Below are 15,435 nucleotides of genomic sequence, written 5' to 3' on the forward strand. Positions count from 1 at the left end.
CGGCTCGTCCGTGTCTTCATTGCATGAACTGTTCGTTACCGATCAGGCCGATCTTGGTCGCGCCCACGCGTTGCGCGGATGCGAGCACGGCGGCCACGTCCTTGTATGGCGCCAGCTTGTTGGGACGCAGGTGGATCTCCGCCTGCACGGGTTCCGCCGCGACCTGGGTCAGTTTCGACTCGAGCGTCGCGCGGTCCGGCACCGGCGCCCCGTTCCAGGTCGTCGTGCCGTCGAAGTCGATATCGATTTGCACGATTTCCGGCGGCGTGGCCGGCGGCGGCGGATTACCGACCGGCAGGTCCATCTTCACCGAATGCATCTGAATCGGGATCGTGATGATCAGCATGATCAGCAACACCAGCATCACGTCGATCAGCGGCGTGGTGTTGATATCGACCATCACTTCCGGTTCGGCGTTGCTACCGCCCGAAGGCACATTCATTCCCATCGTCGACTCCTGTCGACCCGCGTTAGCGCTTTAGCGCTTACGCGGGTCCCATGCTTTGCGGTCGACCAGCGTTAGCGCTACCCACTTGCCGCCAGCCCCCTGTTCCACCACGATTCCCACACGCGACTATCCACCGCGCGCAGGCGGCTCCGTGATGAACGACAGCTTCGCGATCCCCGCGCGCTCGCACATCGTGACCACCCGGCCGATGAATTCGTAGCGCGTGTTCTGGTCGCCGCGCACGTGGACGCTCGGCTGCGGCTGCTGCTGCGACACGTCCTTCAGCTTCGCGAGCAGTGTCTGTGCATCCACCAGCTGTTCGCCCCAGAAGAAATCGCCGTCTCGGTTCACCGCGATCTCGACGCTTTTCGGCGTCGTCTGCAGCGGCTGCACCGTCTCCTTCGGCAACTGAAGCTGGATCGTGTGCGTCACGACCGGAATCGTGATCAGGAAGATGATCAGCAACACCAGCATCACGTCGACGAGCGGCGTCGTGTTGATGTTGGCGATCACCTCGTCGCTATCGTCCTGCCCGACGTTCATGGCCATCGCGCGTCTCCGTCAGCCGATCAGTTCGCGAGCGACGCAGCTGCCGGCGACGACGACGCGCGTACCGGGCGCCGATTGCCGGCCAGCAGCACCGTGTGCAGTTGCGCGCCGAAGTTGCGGACCCGCTCCATCACCGACTTGTTGCGCCGGACCAGGAAGTTGTAGCCAAGCACCGCCGGCACTGCGACGGCGAGGCCGATCGCGGTCATGATGAGCGCCTCGCCCACCGGGCCGGCGACCTTGTCGATCGACGCCTGGCCGGCGATGCCGATGGCCGTCAGCGCGTGATAGATCCCCCAGACCGTGCCGAACAGCCCGACGAACGGCGCGGTGGAGCCCACCGTGGCGAGGAATGCGAGCCCGTCCTGCATCCGGTTCGACACGTTCGTGATCGAGCGCTCGACCGACACGTCGATCCACGTGTTGCGGTCCACCGCTTCCAGCAGCGCCTCGTCATGATGCTCGCCGGCCTCGATCGCCGTTTCGGCGATGAAGCGGAACGGCGATGCCTCGTCGAGCAGCTTGGCGCCCTCCGCCAGCGACGGCGCGGACCAGAGCTGCGCGTCCGCCAGCTTCGCGCGGCGATTGGCGCGCAACTGCTCCACGAACTTCGTGATCATGATGTACCAGCTTCCCATCGACATGATCACGAGCAGGATCAGCACGAAACGGGCGACGAAATCGCCGTTCTTCCAGAGCGCGCCGAGCCCGTACGGATTCTCGACCGCTTCCGTCGTGGCCGGCGCGGGCGGCGGAGCCGGCTCGGCGGCGGCCGGAGCCGGGGCAGCCGACGGTGCCGCGGCCTGTGCCGATGTGCCGGCCGTGCCGCTAGCCTGCGCGTGGGCGAGTTGCGGTGCAACGAACCCGTCGATTGCGGCGACGGACATCAGGATGCTTGCCGCCAGCGCGGCCAGTGAACGCTTCGTCATACCCCACTCCAGTTATTTCGATGAACTTAATACATCAGTTCGAGATGGTTTTTCCCGGCCCGGATCGCACCGGGCCGCCCACTGCATCAATTCAGATTGAACGAGAACGGAACCTGGACCCGCACCGACTGGCCCTGCGCAACGCACTTGAATCGTTTCACGGTGTTGTAGGCAGCACGATCGAGGATCGGATCCGCCGACTGCGCCACACGCTCGTTCGTGATGTTCCCTTCCGCATCCACCACGAATTCGATCGTCACGTCGCCCGTGATGTTGTTTTCCTGCGCCTCCTTCGGATACTGGATCGACGCGCGAAGCGTGTCCGAATTCGGGCAGACCACACCCACGTCATGGCTGACCGGCTTGGCCGGCGCCGGGGGCGCCACGACCGGCGCCTGCACGGCGGGTGCGGACGGTACCGGGGCCGACTGGTGCGTGATCGTTGCCTGCGGCGGCGCCTGCACCGGCACTTCCGGCGGCGGGACGAACGGCGGCGGCGGCGGCGCGAATTTCGGCGGCGGGAGTTTGACCACGGGCATCGGCGGTGGCGGCGGTGGCTTGACCGGCTCGATGATGCGCGTTTCGATCGGATGCTGGATCACCTGCACGACTTTCGTCGCCAGGCCGTTGAGCAGCGCGTAGATCAGCACTGCGTGCAGCACCAGGACGATTCCGATGCCGCCGAACCGGCGGACCGGATTCTGTTGCTTCTTGCCGAACTCCCGCGGACGGCCCAGCGTCGCCAGTCCGCTGTTCGACGTAGCCAGATGCTCTTCGACTTTCATGCCCACCATCCATCCCCCAAGCGATTTGCCCAGTTTCGGATTGCTGCCGGCGGCGAAGCCAGGTCGGCATCGCCACCGCATCTACCCGAACATTTCATTTCAAATTCAATTAGCAATCCGAATTGAAAGAATCAAATTGGAATTTCAATTTGTTCTTTTTCAAGGAATCGTTCCAGCCGGCGCGGCCCGGCTTTGCACCGGAAAATCACGCGCCTGCACGTTCAGGCAATTGTCAGCTGAGTGGGTGGCACCTCGCGTTTCGTCTGACGATTGGTCGTTCGTTACGCGGTGATGTCAATGGCGCCGTTCACTTGGGTGCAGAAGATAGCAAGGAAAAAATTTTGACGTCAAACTTTATTTGATACCCGAATACAAAGTTTGGAGGAGTTATTCAAATAATATTCTGGTAAGCATAAATCAACCTTTTATTATTAATGCAGTAATTGAATTGTATGGGTATATGCGGAAACGGATATTAAGTTGTTTCAACATAAATGCCGGCATATTTCCTGCACCGCATCAAAACCAGCCGCCGTGGTGGCGACCGGGACGGTGCGTTCCTCCCCTCGTCAACATCCGCATCGGTCGCGCGATGCGCTGCTCGGCCACCTCGAGCTGGCCGACACCGCTTCCTCGAAACTCGAAACGTCCGACGCACCATCGATGTCCGAACAGTTAATCCGGAATGCGATTCAAATTTAAGGCCGCTTTTTCCACCAAAAAATCGACGCCACAAATTCGCATGCCTAACCAACTATCTCACGGGGCAACCCCTACCGCGGCTCACAACCATGTCACACACGCATCGACCAGCGCCCTTGCAACGCGCGCGTCAGGCGTGCATGCCCTGCATCTTGTGCGAGAAATGCGCGCGCTCGGCCGTCTCCATCAGCGTCAGGAATTCATCCTGCATCATGTGGATCAGCGCTTCGTGGTCGCCGGCCTCGAAATAGACTTCCGGCTGCTGCGCGAGACGCTCCTCGAGAAACGTTTTCATTCCATACGCCATGCACACCGGCGGCAACGCGCCCATGTCGCAATCCTTGAACAGCTCGCGCAGTTCGACCTCGCGGGCGAGCACGAGATGACGTCCCGTCTTCACCCAGAGATCCGACAGGCGCACGGCGTGCGTGGTCGGCAATACGGCGGCGACGTAGCCTTCGTCGTCTTCGAGGAGCACGGTTTTCGCGAGGCGATCGCCGGGTATATGCGCGGCGGCGGCCGTCTCCATGCTCGTATGGCTATAGGGGTGGTACACCACTTCGTACCGCGATGACTTCTGACGCAGGCAATCCTGCAGGGTGGCTGACACAGGCATGGCACACCTCGTCTGGGCGAAACGGGCGAACGGCGTTCGCACCGGATTCGTTCAGCATAGGTCGCATTCGGGCGGATGGAAATCCTCACCTATGCCACGCCTCCGGCGGTTCAACTCATGGGCTCAGCCCCCGGGTCCAGTCCCTTTTCGCGGAGCCATTCCCGATTGAAAAGCCGCGCGCGATAGATGTCGCCACGGTCGCACAGCAAGGTCACGATCGTGTGCCCCGGGCCCATCCGGCGGGCCAGCCACGCCGCCGCCGCGACGTTGATGCCGCTCGATCCGCCGACATACAGCCCCTCCTCGCGCAGCAACCGGTAGACCATCGTCACGCACTGCTGATCGTCGATCCGCACGGCGTCGTCGATCGGCGTGCCCGCAAGGTTCATGGTGACGCGCGTCGATCCGATGCCTTCGGTGATCGAGCTGCCTTCCGCGCCGAGGTCACCCGTTTTCACGTACCCGTAGAGCCCGCTGCCGTGCGGGTCGGCCAGCACGATCCGGACGTCCGGATTCTGCTCTTTCAGATGCCGGCTCACGCCGGCCAGCGTGCCGCCCGTCCCGGTCGCGCAGACGAACGCATCGATCGTGCCCGCCGTATCGCGCCAGATCTCGGGCCCGGTCGTCTCGTAGTGCGCCTGACGATTGACGACGTTGTCGAACTGATTGGCCCACACCGCGTTGTCGAGTTCGTCCGCGAGCCGTCCGGCAATCTTCTGATAGTTGTTCGGGTCACGGTAGGGCGCCGCCGGCACCGGACGCACCTCGGCACCGAGCGTACGCAGGATCGCCAGCTTGTCCGGCGATTGCGTATCGGGAATCACGATCACGCAGCGATAACCGCGCGCCGCGCAGATATGTGCCAGACCGATGCCGGTATTGCCCGCCGTGCCCTCGACGACGGTGCCGCCCGGCTTCAGCACGCCACGCCGTTCGGCGTCGCGGATGATGTAGAGTGCCGCGCGGTCCTTCACCGACCCGCCCGGATTCATGAATTCCGCCTTGCCCAGGATCTCGCAGCCCGTCTCGGCGCTGAGCTTCGTCAAGCGAATCAGCGGCGTGCGCCCCACGCAGTCGACGAAGCCGTGTCGCACGTCCATGTCTGCCTCCGTTGCCTTCGCGCGGCGCACGCGCCACACACAACGAAGGATAGGACGCCCTCGCGGCTTTCGTCGCCGGCGCTCACGTATTAAGCTTGAAGAGCCCATTGCGGCGCACGCGCCGCATCGCGAGACGAGGTCCGCCATGCTGCAACTGCAAACCGTTGCCGTCGACAAACCCGAGACCGTGAACTTCATCCTCGGCCAGTCGCATTTCATCAAGTCCGTCGAGGACATCCACGAGGCGTTGGTCGGCACCGTGCCCGGCATCCGCTTCGGCCTCGCATTCTGCGAGGCGTCAGGCAAACGGCTGGTGCGCCACTCCGGCACCGATGCGGCGCTCGTCGAACTTGCATGTCGCAACGCCAGCGCGATCGGCGCCGGCCACGCGTTCATCGTGTTCCTCGGCGACGGCTTCTATCCGGTCAACGTACTCAATGCAATCAAGGCCGTGCCGGAGGTTTGCCGGATCTATTGCGCGACCGCGAACCCGACCGACGTGATCGTCGCGGAAACCGCGCAAGGACGCGGGATCGTCGGCGTCGTCGACGGCTTTGGGCCGCTCGGTGTCGAAAATGACGACGACATCCGCTGGCGCAAGGATCTGCTGCGCACGATCGGCTACAAGGCGTAGGGATGGGCCGCCGGGGGGCGGCCTGTAGACTTGGCTGCATCGAAGGTGCGTTGCAACCGGGATTCCAGGACGGATCGCGCCTAGACCGTTAGTTGCGTTTTAGACGTAGGAACGCCGCCTCTCGTGTTGTGCCGCGATCGTCCGCCTGCCCTATACTGCCCGCAGCAGACTGACTGACAGCCGCGCCGACGTCCCGGCCGCCGCGGCGCTCCCTGGAGCCACCATGCATTACCAGTTGATCTACGAACTCGTCGACGATTACCTGTCCCGTCGAGAACCGTTCCGCGCGGAGCACCTCGCACTCGCACAGGCCGCGACCGAACGCGGCGAACTCATGCTCGCCGGCGCGCTGTCGGACCCGGCCGACCAGGCCGTGCTCGTGTTCGAAGGGGATTCGCCGGAGGCGGCCGAGTCGTTCGCACGCGCCGATCCGTACGTGCAGAACGGCCTCGTGAAATCGTGGCGCGTGCGTCCGTGGCGCGTCGTGGTCGGCAAGCACGCGCCGCCTCGCGCATGAAGCGAGACTACAGCCACCCTGCCCGCTTGAATCGCCACCACAGCGCGAAGTCGGCGACGACCATCACGGCGATGCAGCCGTAGAACCCGTATTTCAGGTGCAATTCGGGCATGTTCGCGAAGTTCATCCCGTAGATGCCGGCGATCATCGTCGGTATCGCGAACAGCGCGGCGAACGAGCCGAGCCGCTTGGTCACCTCGTTCTCGGCGAGCGAGATCATTCCGAGGTTGACCTGGACCGCTGTCACGACCATCTCGCGCCGCCCCTCGATCGTCTTCACGATCCGCTGCAGATGGTCGTACACGTCGCGGAAGTAATGCTCCATCCCGTTGCATATCTGCGGGATGCGTCCGCCCGTGAGTTTCGCGAGCGGCTCGATCAGCGGCGCCGTGTGCTGATGCAGCATCACGAGCCGGCGCTTCAGCGAATAGAGATCCTCGATGATCGCGCGCGCCGACGCGGGCGTGGCCTTCGCGAAGATGCGGTCCTCGAGTTCCTCGAGTTCGGCGCCCAGCGATTCGAGGATCGGGAAATAGCGGTCGACGACCTGGTCCATCAGCGCGTAGAACACGAACGCCGAGCCTTCCTGCAACAGATGCGGCTCGCGCTCGCAGCGCTTGCGCACTTCGCGGAAATCCTGCTCGGTATGGTTGCGAATCGACAGCACGTAGTTCGGGCCGACGAACACGTTCAGCTCGCCCAGCTTGAATTCGCCGTCATCGTCGAGCTCGACCGTATGCAGCACCGCGAACAGCGAATCGCCATACTCCTCGATCTTCGGCCGCTGATGCCCCTTGCGGGCATCCTCGAGCGCGAGCTCGTGCAGCCCGAACTCCTCGCCCATCAGGTCGATTTCGTCGGGCGTCGGATCTTTCAACGCGACCCACACGAAGCATTCGGGCTTCGACACGTAGTCGCTGATGGCGTCGATATCGATGTCGGCCAGTTTGCGGCCGTCCTGGTATGCAGCACAGTTGATCAGCATGTTGTCCGTGATGTTGCGGTTTGCGCATCAGTTTACCGGTTTGCTGCGCGGGCGGCCCGGCTTGCGCGGCACGGCGATATTGGTCATGATCGGGCTGCGTGCGCCGCAGCATGCGCACCCGGACACTTCGGACCACAAGCCGCACGGCCGTGCGGCCCAACCGTCAAGGAGACAGACCCATGTGGTATTTCTCGTGGATACTCGGCATCGGCGTGGCGCTCGGCTTCGGCATCATCAACGCGATGTGGCTGGAGGCGGAAGTCTTCTCGCGAGGCGACAAGCGCAACGGCGCGTCGAGCCCGCGCTCGGGAGGCAAGGCTTCGTGACGCATCTGGTGTTCTTCTGCGGTCACGCCGGCACCGGCAAGACCACGCTCGCGAAGCGGCTCATCGGGCCGCTGATGCGCGCGACCGGCGAGGCCTTCTGCCTGCTCGACAAGGACACGCTGTACGGCCGCTACAGTTCGGCCGCGATGGGCGCGCTCACCGAGGATCCGAACGATCGCGACAGCCCGCTCTACCTGAAGCACCTGCGCGATCCCGAATACCAGGGCCTGCTCGACACGGCCCGTGAAAATCTCGCGCTCGGCATCGGCGCGCTCGTGGTCGGCCCGCTGTCGCGCGAAGTGCGCGATCGCCGAATTCTCGACCGCGCGTGGCTCGGCATCGCGCCCGACGTCACGCTGACGGTCGTCTGGGTCCACACGTCGGAAGACGTCGCGCACCAGCGGATCGTCGCGCGCGGCAATCCGAACGATGCCTACAAGCTCGCGCACTGGGACGAATACCGGCAGCGCCGCTTCGTGCCGACCGGCCACGAATGCGACGGCATCGTGATGTTCGACAACACCGCGCCATCCGATGCCGACGTCGATGCGCTGCTGTACCGCATCGCGCCGCCTCCGCCGGTGGCCACGATCGTCCCGCCGCTGCCGGCCTGACCGGTTGTTCCCTCGTTCCCCGCAAAAAACAACGCCGGAAGCGCTGCTGCGCTCCCGGCGTCGTACGGCCCTCGTGCCTGAGGCTGGCGGGCGGTCAGGCCACCGCGTGCACGCGCTCCATCGTGCCGCCTTCGTACAGCTTGCCGAAGCGGTTCGACAGGAACGCCTTCAACGACACCTTTTCCTGCGGGATGAAACCGCTCTGCGGCAGCTTCTTTTCGCGGAACAGATCCAGCACCGCGCACATCGCGCCGGCCGTCGTGATCTGGATCGCGCTCATGTGCATCCCGCACACGTCCTTCGCGAAAATCTTGCGGGTGAACACGTCCTGCACCAGCTGGCCGTCCTTCACGCCCGTCACCGTGATGAACACGAGCACGACGTCCTGTTTCGTCGACGGCACCGCGCGGCGCATGATCGACTTCAGCGTGTCGCGGTCGGTCGACAGGCGCAGGTCCTCGAGCAGGAACTGCACGAGATCGCGGTGGCCCGGATAGCGCACCGACTTGTAGTCGAGTGTCTCGACCTTGCCCGACAGCGTCTCGCACAACGTGCCCAGGCCGCCCGACGTGTTGAACGCTTCGTATTCGGTGCCGTCCAGCGAGAAGTGCTCGAGGCCTTCGAGCGGCTGCACCCATTGCTTGCGGCCGTCGCGGATCGCTTCGCACGGCTGGCAGTATTCGTTGATCAGGCCGTCGACGCTCCACGTCAGGTTGTACTTCAGCGCGTTGGTCGGGTACTCGGGCAGCGCGCCGACGCGCATCTTCACGTCGCGCACTTCGCTGAAGCCGTTCACCAGTTCGTGTGCGGCGAGACCGATGAAGCCCGGTGCGAGGCCGCACTGCGGCATGAACGCACGGTCGGAGCCTTCGGCCAGTTCGCGGATCGCATGGGTCGCGCGCACGTCTTCGGTCAGGTCGAAGTAGTGGACGCCGGCAGCCTTCGCGGCGGCGGCAACGTTGACCGCGAGGTAGTAAGGCAGCGCGTTGACGAGCGCATCGAAGCCCTTCACGGCTTCGCGAATCGCGTTCGCGTCGGCCGAATCCACCCGTTGCGTCGCGATGCCTTCGCGCGACAGCTTCGCAAGCGCATCCGCATCACGGTCGAACGCGACGACTTCGTAGTCGCCCGTTTCACGCAGCATGTGAGCAATGGTGTGGCCGATCAGACCTGCGCCGACGATGGCGATTTTCATGCGCTTATCTCCTGATGATGGGTTGGTGTTGTGAACGGCGTTGAGCCATGAACACAGTTTAGGGACGCGCAAAATCAGTTCCAAGACGAAGAATGATGCGAAACGACCTCTAAATTCGACGTTCCGACGATACATTTCGTCGAAATGTCGAAACGACACTTTTTCCCGCTGCCGGCCTCGCTATGGCTGGCCTAAGTCTTCCGTTTCAGACTGCATGCCGACCACCCGACCGCCAAGGAGGCATCGCATGCAATCCCTGCCCGCTCAACGCACGCCGCACTGGCTGAACAAGGTGCCCGACGTCGCGCTGTCGTTCTGGATCATCAAGATCATGTCAACCACGGTCGGCGAAACCGGCGCGGACTTTCTCGCGGTCAACGCGGGACTCGGCCAGACCGTCACGCGCGTCGCAATGGCGTCGCTGCTCGCGATCGCGCTGTGGCTGCAGTTGCGCACGCGCCGCTACGTGCCATGGATCTACTGGCTCACGGTGGTGCTGGTCAGCATCGTTGGCACGCAGATCACCGACCTGCTCACCGACGGCCTGAACGTCAGTCTCTATGCGAGTACCGCCGCATTTGCCAGCGCGCTCGCCGCGATCTTTTTCGTGTGGCATCGCGTCGAAGGCACGCTGTCGATCGACACGATCGTCACGCCCCGGCGCGAGCTGTTCTACTGGGCCGCGATCCTCTGCACGTTCGCGCTGGGCACCGCCGCGGGCGATCTCGCAACCGAGGCGCTCGGGCTCGGCTTCACGCTCGGCGCGCTGTGCTTCGGCGCATTGATCGCGGCCGTGTTCGCGATGTGGCGGCTCGGCGTCAATGCGGTGCTCGCGTTCTGGATCGCGTACATCCTGACGCGCCCGTTCGGCGCGTCGCTCGGCGACCTGCTCACGCAGGCGCGCACCTATGGCGGGCTCGGCTTCGGCGCCGCCTGGACGAGCCTGCTGTTCCTGACCGTGATCGTGCTGCTCGTCGCCGTCGCGCAGTTCGGCGGCGGCCCGCGCACGCGCGCCGGTACCGCCGACTGACGCCCTTTCCTTTCCGTTTGTTTCGTTCTTCCCGTTCATCGAATCGAGGACACGCCATGCGCATCCCCCATCCCGTTTCCCGTCTCGCCGTTGCCGCGGCCGCGATTGCGCTGCTGGGCGCCGCCGGTTGCTCGAAGCAGCAGGATGCGAATGCATCGACTTCGGCGCCCGCTTCGGCCTCCGCATCGCCTGCTGCGACCCACGCATCGAAACTCGGCGACCTCTCGCAGTTCCGCACGATCGCCGTCGACGTGAACACGCGTGTCGCCAAGGGCGACCTGCCCGGCGCGAAAACGCGCATCAAGGATCTCGAGATCGCGTGGGACTCGGCCGAAGCCGGCCTCAAGCCGCGCGCCGCCGTCGACTGGCACATGGTCGACCAGGAGATCGACCGCGCGCTCTCCGCGCTGCGTGCCGACCCTCCGACCCAGGCCGATTCGGCCGCCGCGATGAAGAACCTGCTCGCGGCCCTCGACCGGTTCAGCGGCAAATAAGGACGCCGCGCGCGCGACACGTGACGCCCGTGCGGGAATCGCATACGCTGGCGGCGTTTGCGCGGCACGGAGAACACGCATGCGAATACTGCTCGTCGAAGACGACCCGATGATCGGCGACGCCGTCCATGCCGCGCTGAAAGACGCGTCGTACGCCACCGACTGGGTCACCGATGGCATGCGCGCGTTGACCGCGTTCGCCGCGCAGCCCTACGACCTGGTCCTGCTCGACCTCGGGCTGCCCGGCCGCGACGGGCTCGACGTGCTGGCCGCCATCCGCGCGAAGGACGCCAGTGCGCCGCTGCTGATCGTCACCGCGCGCGACGGGCTCGACGATCGTCTGGCCGGCCTCGACGGCGGCGCCGACGACTACATCGTGAAACCATTCGAGATGGCCGAGCTGCTTGCGCGGATTCGCGTCGCGATCCGGCGCCGGGCCGGTTCCGCCGCGCCGCTGCTGAGCAACGGGATCGTGTCGCTCGACCCGGCGACGCGCGAGGCCGTGGTCGACGGGCACGCACCGGTGCCGCTGTCGAATCGTGAATTCTCACTGCTGCGCGCACTGCTGGTGCGCCCGGGCGCGATCCTGTCGCGACGCGAGCTCGAGGATCGCCTGTACGGCTGGGGCGAGGAAGTCGAAAGCAACGCGGTCGAATTCCTGATCCATTCGCTGCGCCGCAAGCTCGGCAGCACCGTGATCAAGAACGTCAGGGGTGCGGGATGGATGGTTTCAAGAAACGCCTGAGCGAATCGATCGGGTTTCGCCTGTCGGTCGCGCTGTCGGCCGCGATCCTGGTCGTCGCGACGGCCGCGGCCGCGTTCGCGTTCTCATCGGCATTCGACGAAGCGCACGAACTGCAGGACGACGTGCTACGCGAGGTCGCGACACTGCTCGACCACCCGCGAGCGCCATCGCTCCATGCCGCCGCCGGCGCACCCGCGCGCGAAAGCGACGAGCTGTCGCGCGTGTTCGTGCAGCCGCTCGGCGGCCCACCGCAGCCGGGCAACGACGGCATGCCGCGGCTCGCGCTGGCGCCGACACTCGCCGACGGACTGCATACGGTCGATGCCGGCGGCGGCACGTATCGCGTGATGGTCCGGACCTTCGCGAACGGCGAGCGCATCGCGGTCGCGCAGGAAGCCGGCATGCGCGACGACGTCGCTCGCGAAAGCGCGTGGCGCACCGCGTTGCCGCTGCTGATCCTCGTCCCGATCCTGCTGCTGCTCGTCGCCGATCTCGTGCGCAAGCTGTTCCGCCCGGTGGCCGCGCTGTCCGCCGGCATCGATGCGCGCGACGAGCACGACCTGCGCCCGGTGCCGGCCGAACGCGTGCCGATTGAGGTGCGGCCGTTCGTCGTCGCGATCAACCGGATGCTGGAGCGCGTCGCGCTGTCGGTCGCCGCGCAGCGCCGCTTCGTCGCCGACGCCGCACACGAACTGCGCTCGCCGCTCACGGCGATGTCGCTGCAGGCCGAGCGCCTCGCCGATGCCGACCTGCCGGACGATGCGCGCGCGGCTCGCCGCGCTGCGCGGCGGGCTCGATCGCAGCCGCCACCTGATCGGGCAGTTGCTTGCGCTCGCACGGGCGCAAAGCGCGCCGGCCGCGCCGCCCGGCAACGTGTCGGTACATGCGGTCTATCGCCGCGTGCTGGAAGACCTGATGCCGCTCGCGGAAGCGAAAACGATCGACATCGGCATCGAGGACGGCCCGGACGCCTCCGTACCCGCCGACGAGCTCGAACTCGTGTCGCTCGTGATGAACCTGGTCGACAACGCGATCCGCTACACGCCGCCGGGCGGCCGCGTGGACCTATCGACGCAGCGGACCGGCACGCACGTAGGCGTGACGATCTCCGATACCGGCCCGGGTATCGCGCCGCACGAGCGCGAGCGCGTGTTCGATCCGTTCTACCGGGTGCCCGGCAACGCGCAGATCGGCTCCGGGCTCGGCCTGTCGATCGTGAAGATCGTCGCGGACCGGTTGAGCGCCGGCATCATGCTCGCGTATGCGGACGAAGCGGAATCGTGCGGGTTGCGCATCTCGGTGCGGATTCCGCTGGTGCAGCCGGCCGCCGCGTCGGAACCTGACAGCTAAGCCGATACACCGGCACAACACGCGCCGCGCGACGAACACCGCGCTCGAGCGTCAGCCGCCGATCGTCCCGCGGTCGATCTTGCGTGAAAGAATGATCGACGTGGTCGTGCGTTCGACGCCTTCGAGCGTACCGATCTGGTCGAGCAGGTCGTTGAGCCGTTCGGGCGAATCGGCACGCAGCCACGCGACGTAGTCGTACTCGCCGCTCACCGCGCAAAGCAACTGCACTTCGGGCATCCGGTCGAGCTTGCGCAACACATCCTTGCCGAACTTCGGGGTGAGGATGATGCCGACATACGCGTAAATGCTCGCGTCGAGCACGTCCTGCCCGAGCCGGACGCTGTAGCCGGCGATCACGTTGGTGCGTTCGAGCCGCGCGATGCGTGCGACGACCGTCGTGCGCGCGACGTCGAGCTGGCGCGCGAGATCCGCGACGCTTGCGCGCGCATCGGCTTGCAGCAGCGCGACGAGTTGCCGGTCGAGATCGTCGAGTTGGTCGAGGCGGGGTGGACGCATGAGGCTGGGCCGGCGCGAGACGCGCCGGCTAAGTGGAATGTGACGCGATGATAGCGCCGAACGCCGGTGCGCCCAAACGGCATCGCACGACTGCGCGATCGCGCGCCGTCATGCGGTCGCGCTGCCTTGTCCGTGCGCCACGACTGCATCCGGATCGCACTTGCCGCTCGCATTCCGCGCCGGGCGCCAGTACGCGCCGCACCATCGCGGGCCCCGTGTCGACCTGCCATATCCCTTTCAATTTCGATTCGTATCGGTTGTAAGCAAGTGTCGCATTCACTGCCGCGCCGCACGCAACGTGCTACTAATAGCAGGCGACGCGAGAAACGTTTGCGGCAATTGCCGCCGCGCCCGCTCGCAAGACACCATCCCGGAGAGCCAACCATGAAGAAAATCTCGCTCACCCTCGCTACGCTCGCGGTTGCAGCCAGCGCGTTCGCGCAAACCCCGGCGCAGCCGCAAGCGCCCGCCCAGGCCATGACGGCCGCGGCTTCGGCCCCGAGTGCCGAGCAGCGCGAGGCGCGCCACGAAGCGCGCGTCGAGCAGCGTATCAAGTATCTGCACGACCAGTTGAAGATCACGTCGGCGCAGGAACCGCAGTGGAAGACGTTCGCCGACACGATGCGCGACAACGGCGACACGATGGGCCGCCTCTATCGCGAACGGATGGCCAAGCACGACGTCTCCGCACTCGACGACATGAAACAGTACGCGGAACTGTCGCAGGCGAACGCCGACGGCGCAAAGAAGCTCGCCGACGCCTTTGCGCCGCTCTACGAGAGCTTCCCGGCCGACCAGAAGGCGCTGGCCGACACGACGTTCCGCAGCTGGCTGCACCACGGCGGCGAGCACCGCGGCAAGGGCAAGACGAAAGGCAAGGAAGGCAAGGCGGCAGCCGCACCGGCCGCCAGCGCACCCGCGCAGCCCTGACGCCCTCCCCGCCGGCGCCGTACCGCCCGTCCGGGCCGAACGGCGCCGCGCCACTCCAGGCGACCGGCGCGTCACACGGCGCGCCGGATTCGGGATAAGCTCCCGGCTTTCCAGCTTTCCCGCACTGCCCCGCCATGCTCGAACTCAAGCACCTCGACCTGCGTACCGATCCGCAGGCCCACCGCGTCGTCAAGGACGAAACCGTCGCCGTGTCCTTCGCGGAGGCCGACGGCGAATTGATGAGCCTCGAAGGCCCGAACCGCTATGCGGCGGGCGACGCGCTGATCACGGGCTCGACCGGCGACCGCTGGGTCGTGTCGCGCGCGCGCTTCGACGCCAAATACCTGCCCGCCGATCCGGCGCTCACGCACGGCGAGCCGGGCGACTACCGGAACCGGCCTGCCGTCGTACTCGCCCGCCGGATGGACGAGCCCTTCACGATCGCCCGCTCGGAAAACGGCGACATGCTGCGCGGCGTCGCCGGCGACTGGGTGATGCAGTATGCGCCCGGCGACTACGGTGTCGTGCAGGCGCAGCGCTTCGCGCAGGTCTACCGCGACGCGTAATGCGACGCGCCGGCATGGCGCCGGCGCGAACGGTCACGCAAAGTCTTCGTCGAGTTCGAGTTCCGCGTCGCGCTCGACGGCCTCACCGGCCGCGTGGCGCTCCTCGAGCGACCCGAGCATCGCTTCCGTATACGCATGCAGCACCGCATGGCTGCGTGCGCGCTGCATCGGCTTGAGCGCCAGATAGCGCGCGAGCGCGGCCGGCACGATACGGATATCGAGCGTCATCCGCTTCGGCGTCGAGCCGAAACGCATCGCGAGCCAGTGAACGGACAGGAAGCGCCCGCGGGCGTCGCTGCTTTCGGCAAAACGCGTCTGCTCCGGAAAGAGATCGCAGATCACGCGGGCGAGCGCGTCGAATTCCGCGCTCTGGCATTCGATCAGATAGTCATCCATTCCGTCTC

At 65.5% G+C, this 15,435-nt stretch carries 21 protein-coding genes and 1 pseudogene; 12 read left to right on the plus strand and 10 right to left on the minus strand.

Annotated features, from left to right (window positions below; genetic code table 11):
• Positions 1–16 precede the first annotated feature (16 nt).
• The 4 genes from ACPTTC_RS09945 to ACPTTC_RS09960 form a co-directional block, all read right to left on the minus strand.
• Complete coding sequence (locus tag ACPTTC_RS09945; RefSeq protein WP_423392365.1) at positions 17–448, minus strand: ExbD/TolR family protein; 432 nt, start codon at positions 446–448, stop codon at positions 17–19.
• 126 nt (positions 449–574) lie between these two features.
• Complete coding sequence (locus ACPTTC_RS09950; protein ID WP_175013681.1) at positions 575–997, minus strand: ExbD/TolR family protein; 423 nt, start codon at positions 995–997, stop codon at positions 575–577.
• 20 nt (positions 998–1,017) lie between these two features.
• Positions 1,018–1,926: a MotA/TolQ/ExbB proton channel family protein gene (locus tag ACPTTC_RS09955; protein WP_423392366.1), complete on the minus strand. Its 909-nt coding sequence runs from the start codon at positions 1,924–1,926 to the stop codon at positions 1,018–1,020.
• An 86-nt stretch (positions 1,927–2,012) separates the two neighbouring features.
• The gene (locus tag ACPTTC_RS09960) at positions 2,013–2,711 is read right to left on the minus strand and encodes an energy transducer TonB (protein ID WP_011352160.1); all 699 of its coding nucleotides are present in this window, start codon (positions 2,709–2,711) and stop codon (positions 2,013–2,015) included.
• A 122-nt stretch (positions 2,712–2,833) separates the two neighbouring features.
• Between ACPTTC_RS09960 and ACPTTC_RS09965 the strand changes: the two genes are divergently transcribed.
• Together ACPTTC_RS09965 and ACPTTC_RS09970 are read left to right on the plus strand one after the other, a co-directional pair.
• Positions 2,834–3,073: a hypothetical protein gene (locus tag ACPTTC_RS09965; RefSeq protein WP_423392367.1), complete on the plus strand. Its 240-nt coding sequence runs from the start codon at positions 2,834–2,836 to the stop codon at positions 3,071–3,073.
• Between the two features lie 118 nt (positions 3,074–3,191).
• Entirely contained in the window at positions 3,192–3,413 is a 222-nt protein-coding gene (locus ACPTTC_RS09970) for a hypothetical protein (RefSeq protein WP_423392368.1), read from the plus strand.
• 130 nt (positions 3,414–3,543) lie between these two features.
• Here the strand turns inward: ACPTTC_RS09970 and ACPTTC_RS09975 are convergent, their stop codons facing one another.
• Both ACPTTC_RS09975 and ACPTTC_RS09980 read right to left on the minus strand, forming a co-directional pair.
• On the minus strand, positions 3,544–4,029 hold the full coding sequence (locus tag ACPTTC_RS09975) for an aminoacyl-tRNA deacylase (protein WP_175956115.1): 486 nt from the start codon (positions 4,027–4,029) through the stop codon (positions 3,544–3,546).
• Between the two features lie 110 nt (positions 4,030–4,139).
• Positions 4,140–5,129 (minus strand): cysteine synthase A, encoded by a 990-nt coding sequence (locus ACPTTC_RS09980; RefSeq protein WP_423393348.1) that lies wholly within the window; start codon positions 5,127–5,129, stop codon positions 4,140–4,142.
• A 145-nt stretch (positions 5,130–5,274) separates the two neighbouring features.
• Between ACPTTC_RS09980 and ACPTTC_RS09985 the strand changes: the two genes are divergently transcribed.
• Positions 5,275–5,763, plus strand: a complete 489-nt coding sequence (locus tag ACPTTC_RS09985; RefSeq protein WP_175956117.1) for an adenosine-specific kinase — start codon at positions 5,275–5,277, stop codon at positions 5,761–5,763.
• Positions 5,764–5,986: 223 nt separating this feature from the next.
• Complete coding sequence (locus ACPTTC_RS09990) at positions 5,987–6,280, plus strand: YciI-like protein (RefSeq protein ID WP_175956119.1); 294 nt, start codon at positions 5,987–5,989, stop codon at positions 6,278–6,280.
• Between the two features lie 7 nt (positions 6,281–6,287).
• Here ACPTTC_RS09990 and corA read toward each other — a convergent pair whose 3' ends face one another.
• Positions 6,288–7,265 (minus strand): magnesium/cobalt transporter CorA, encoded by a 978-nt coding sequence (gene corA / locus ACPTTC_RS09995; protein WP_175971856.1) that lies wholly within the window; start codon positions 7,263–7,265, stop codon positions 6,288–6,290.
• A 179-nt stretch (positions 7,266–7,444) separates the two neighbouring features.
• Here corA and cydX point away from each other — a divergent pair, with 179 nt between their 5' ends.
• Together cydX and ACPTTC_RS10005 are read left to right on the plus strand one after the other, a co-directional pair.
• Positions 7,445–7,591: a cytochrome bd-I oxidase subunit CydX gene (gene cydX, locus ACPTTC_RS10000; RefSeq protein WP_043182986.1), complete on the plus strand. Its 147-nt coding sequence runs from the start codon at positions 7,445–7,447 to the stop codon at positions 7,589–7,591.
• Complete coding sequence (locus ACPTTC_RS10005; RefSeq protein ID WP_175971854.1) at positions 7,588–8,205, plus strand: AAA family ATPase; 618 nt, start codon at positions 7,588–7,590, stop codon at positions 8,203–8,205. Before cydX ends, ACPTTC_RS10005 begins: the two co-directional genes overlap by 4 nt.
• A gap of 94 nt (positions 8,206–8,299) precedes the next feature.
• Here ACPTTC_RS10005 and ACPTTC_RS10010 read toward each other — a convergent pair whose 3' ends face one another.
• A complete protein-coding gene (locus ACPTTC_RS10010; RefSeq protein WP_011352168.1) occupies positions 8,300–9,400 on the minus strand; it encodes a saccharopine dehydrogenase family protein in 1,101 nt (366 codons plus the stop codon).
• 247 nt (positions 9,401–9,647) lie between these two features.
• Between ACPTTC_RS10010 and ACPTTC_RS10015 the strand changes: the two genes are divergently transcribed.
• The 4 genes and pseudogenes from ACPTTC_RS10015 to ACPTTC_RS10030 all read left to right on the plus strand — a co-directional run bounded on the left by ACPTTC_RS10015 (position 9,648) and on the right by ACPTTC_RS10030 (position 13,019).
• Positions 9,648–10,430, plus strand: coding sequence for a hypothetical protein (locus ACPTTC_RS10015; protein ID WP_423392369.1), 783 nt, complete (start codon positions 9,648–9,650; stop codon positions 10,428–10,430).
• Positions 10,431–10,486: 56 nt separating this feature from the next.
• Positions 10,487–10,924 (plus strand): hypothetical protein, encoded by a 438-nt coding sequence (locus tag ACPTTC_RS10020; protein ID WP_423392370.1) that lies wholly within the window; start codon positions 10,487–10,489, stop codon positions 10,922–10,924.
• A 79-nt stretch (positions 10,925–11,003) separates the two neighbouring features.
• Entirely contained in the window at positions 11,004–11,669 is a 666-nt protein-coding gene (locus ACPTTC_RS10025) for a response regulator (RefSeq protein WP_423392371.1), read from the plus strand.
• A pseudogene (locus tag ACPTTC_RS10030) lies at positions 11,645–13,019 on the plus strand (sensor histidine kinase). Before ACPTTC_RS10025 ends, ACPTTC_RS10030 begins: the two are co-directional and overlap by 25 nt.
• A 51-nt stretch (positions 13,020–13,070) precedes the next feature.
• Here the strand turns inward: ACPTTC_RS10030 and ACPTTC_RS10035 are convergent.
• Positions 13,071–13,535, minus strand: coding sequence for an Lrp/AsnC family transcriptional regulator (locus tag ACPTTC_RS10035; protein ID WP_006481526.1), 465 nt, complete (start codon positions 13,533–13,535; stop codon positions 13,071–13,073).
• A gap of 384 nt (positions 13,536–13,919) precedes the next feature.
• On the opposite strand from ACPTTC_RS10035, the gene ACPTTC_RS10040 reads away from it, so the two are divergent.
• Both ACPTTC_RS10040 and ACPTTC_RS10045 read left to right on the plus strand, forming a co-directional pair.
• Positions 13,920–14,465 (plus strand): Spy/CpxP family protein refolding chaperone, encoded by a 546-nt coding sequence (locus tag ACPTTC_RS10040; protein WP_423392372.1) that lies wholly within the window; start codon positions 13,920–13,922, stop codon positions 14,463–14,465.
• Positions 14,466–14,599: 134 nt separating this feature from the next.
• Positions 14,600–15,031 (plus strand): PGDYG domain-containing protein, encoded by a 432-nt coding sequence (locus tag ACPTTC_RS10045; protein WP_423392373.1) that lies wholly within the window; start codon positions 14,600–14,602, stop codon positions 15,029–15,031.
• A 33-nt stretch (positions 15,032–15,064) separates the two neighbouring features.
• Here ACPTTC_RS10045 and ACPTTC_RS10050 read toward each other — a convergent pair whose 3' ends face one another.
• Positions 15,065–15,427: a DUF3022 domain-containing protein gene (locus ACPTTC_RS10050; RefSeq protein ID WP_423392374.1), complete on the minus strand. Its 363-nt coding sequence runs from the start codon at positions 15,425–15,427 to the stop codon at positions 15,065–15,067.
• Between the last annotated feature and the right edge of the window lie 8 nt (positions 15,428–15,435).

It is taken from the genome of Burkholderia mycopellens, from assembly GCF_964265025.1.
Lineage (GTDB): Bacteria > Pseudomonadota > Gammaproteobacteria > Burkholderiales > Burkholderiaceae > Burkholderia.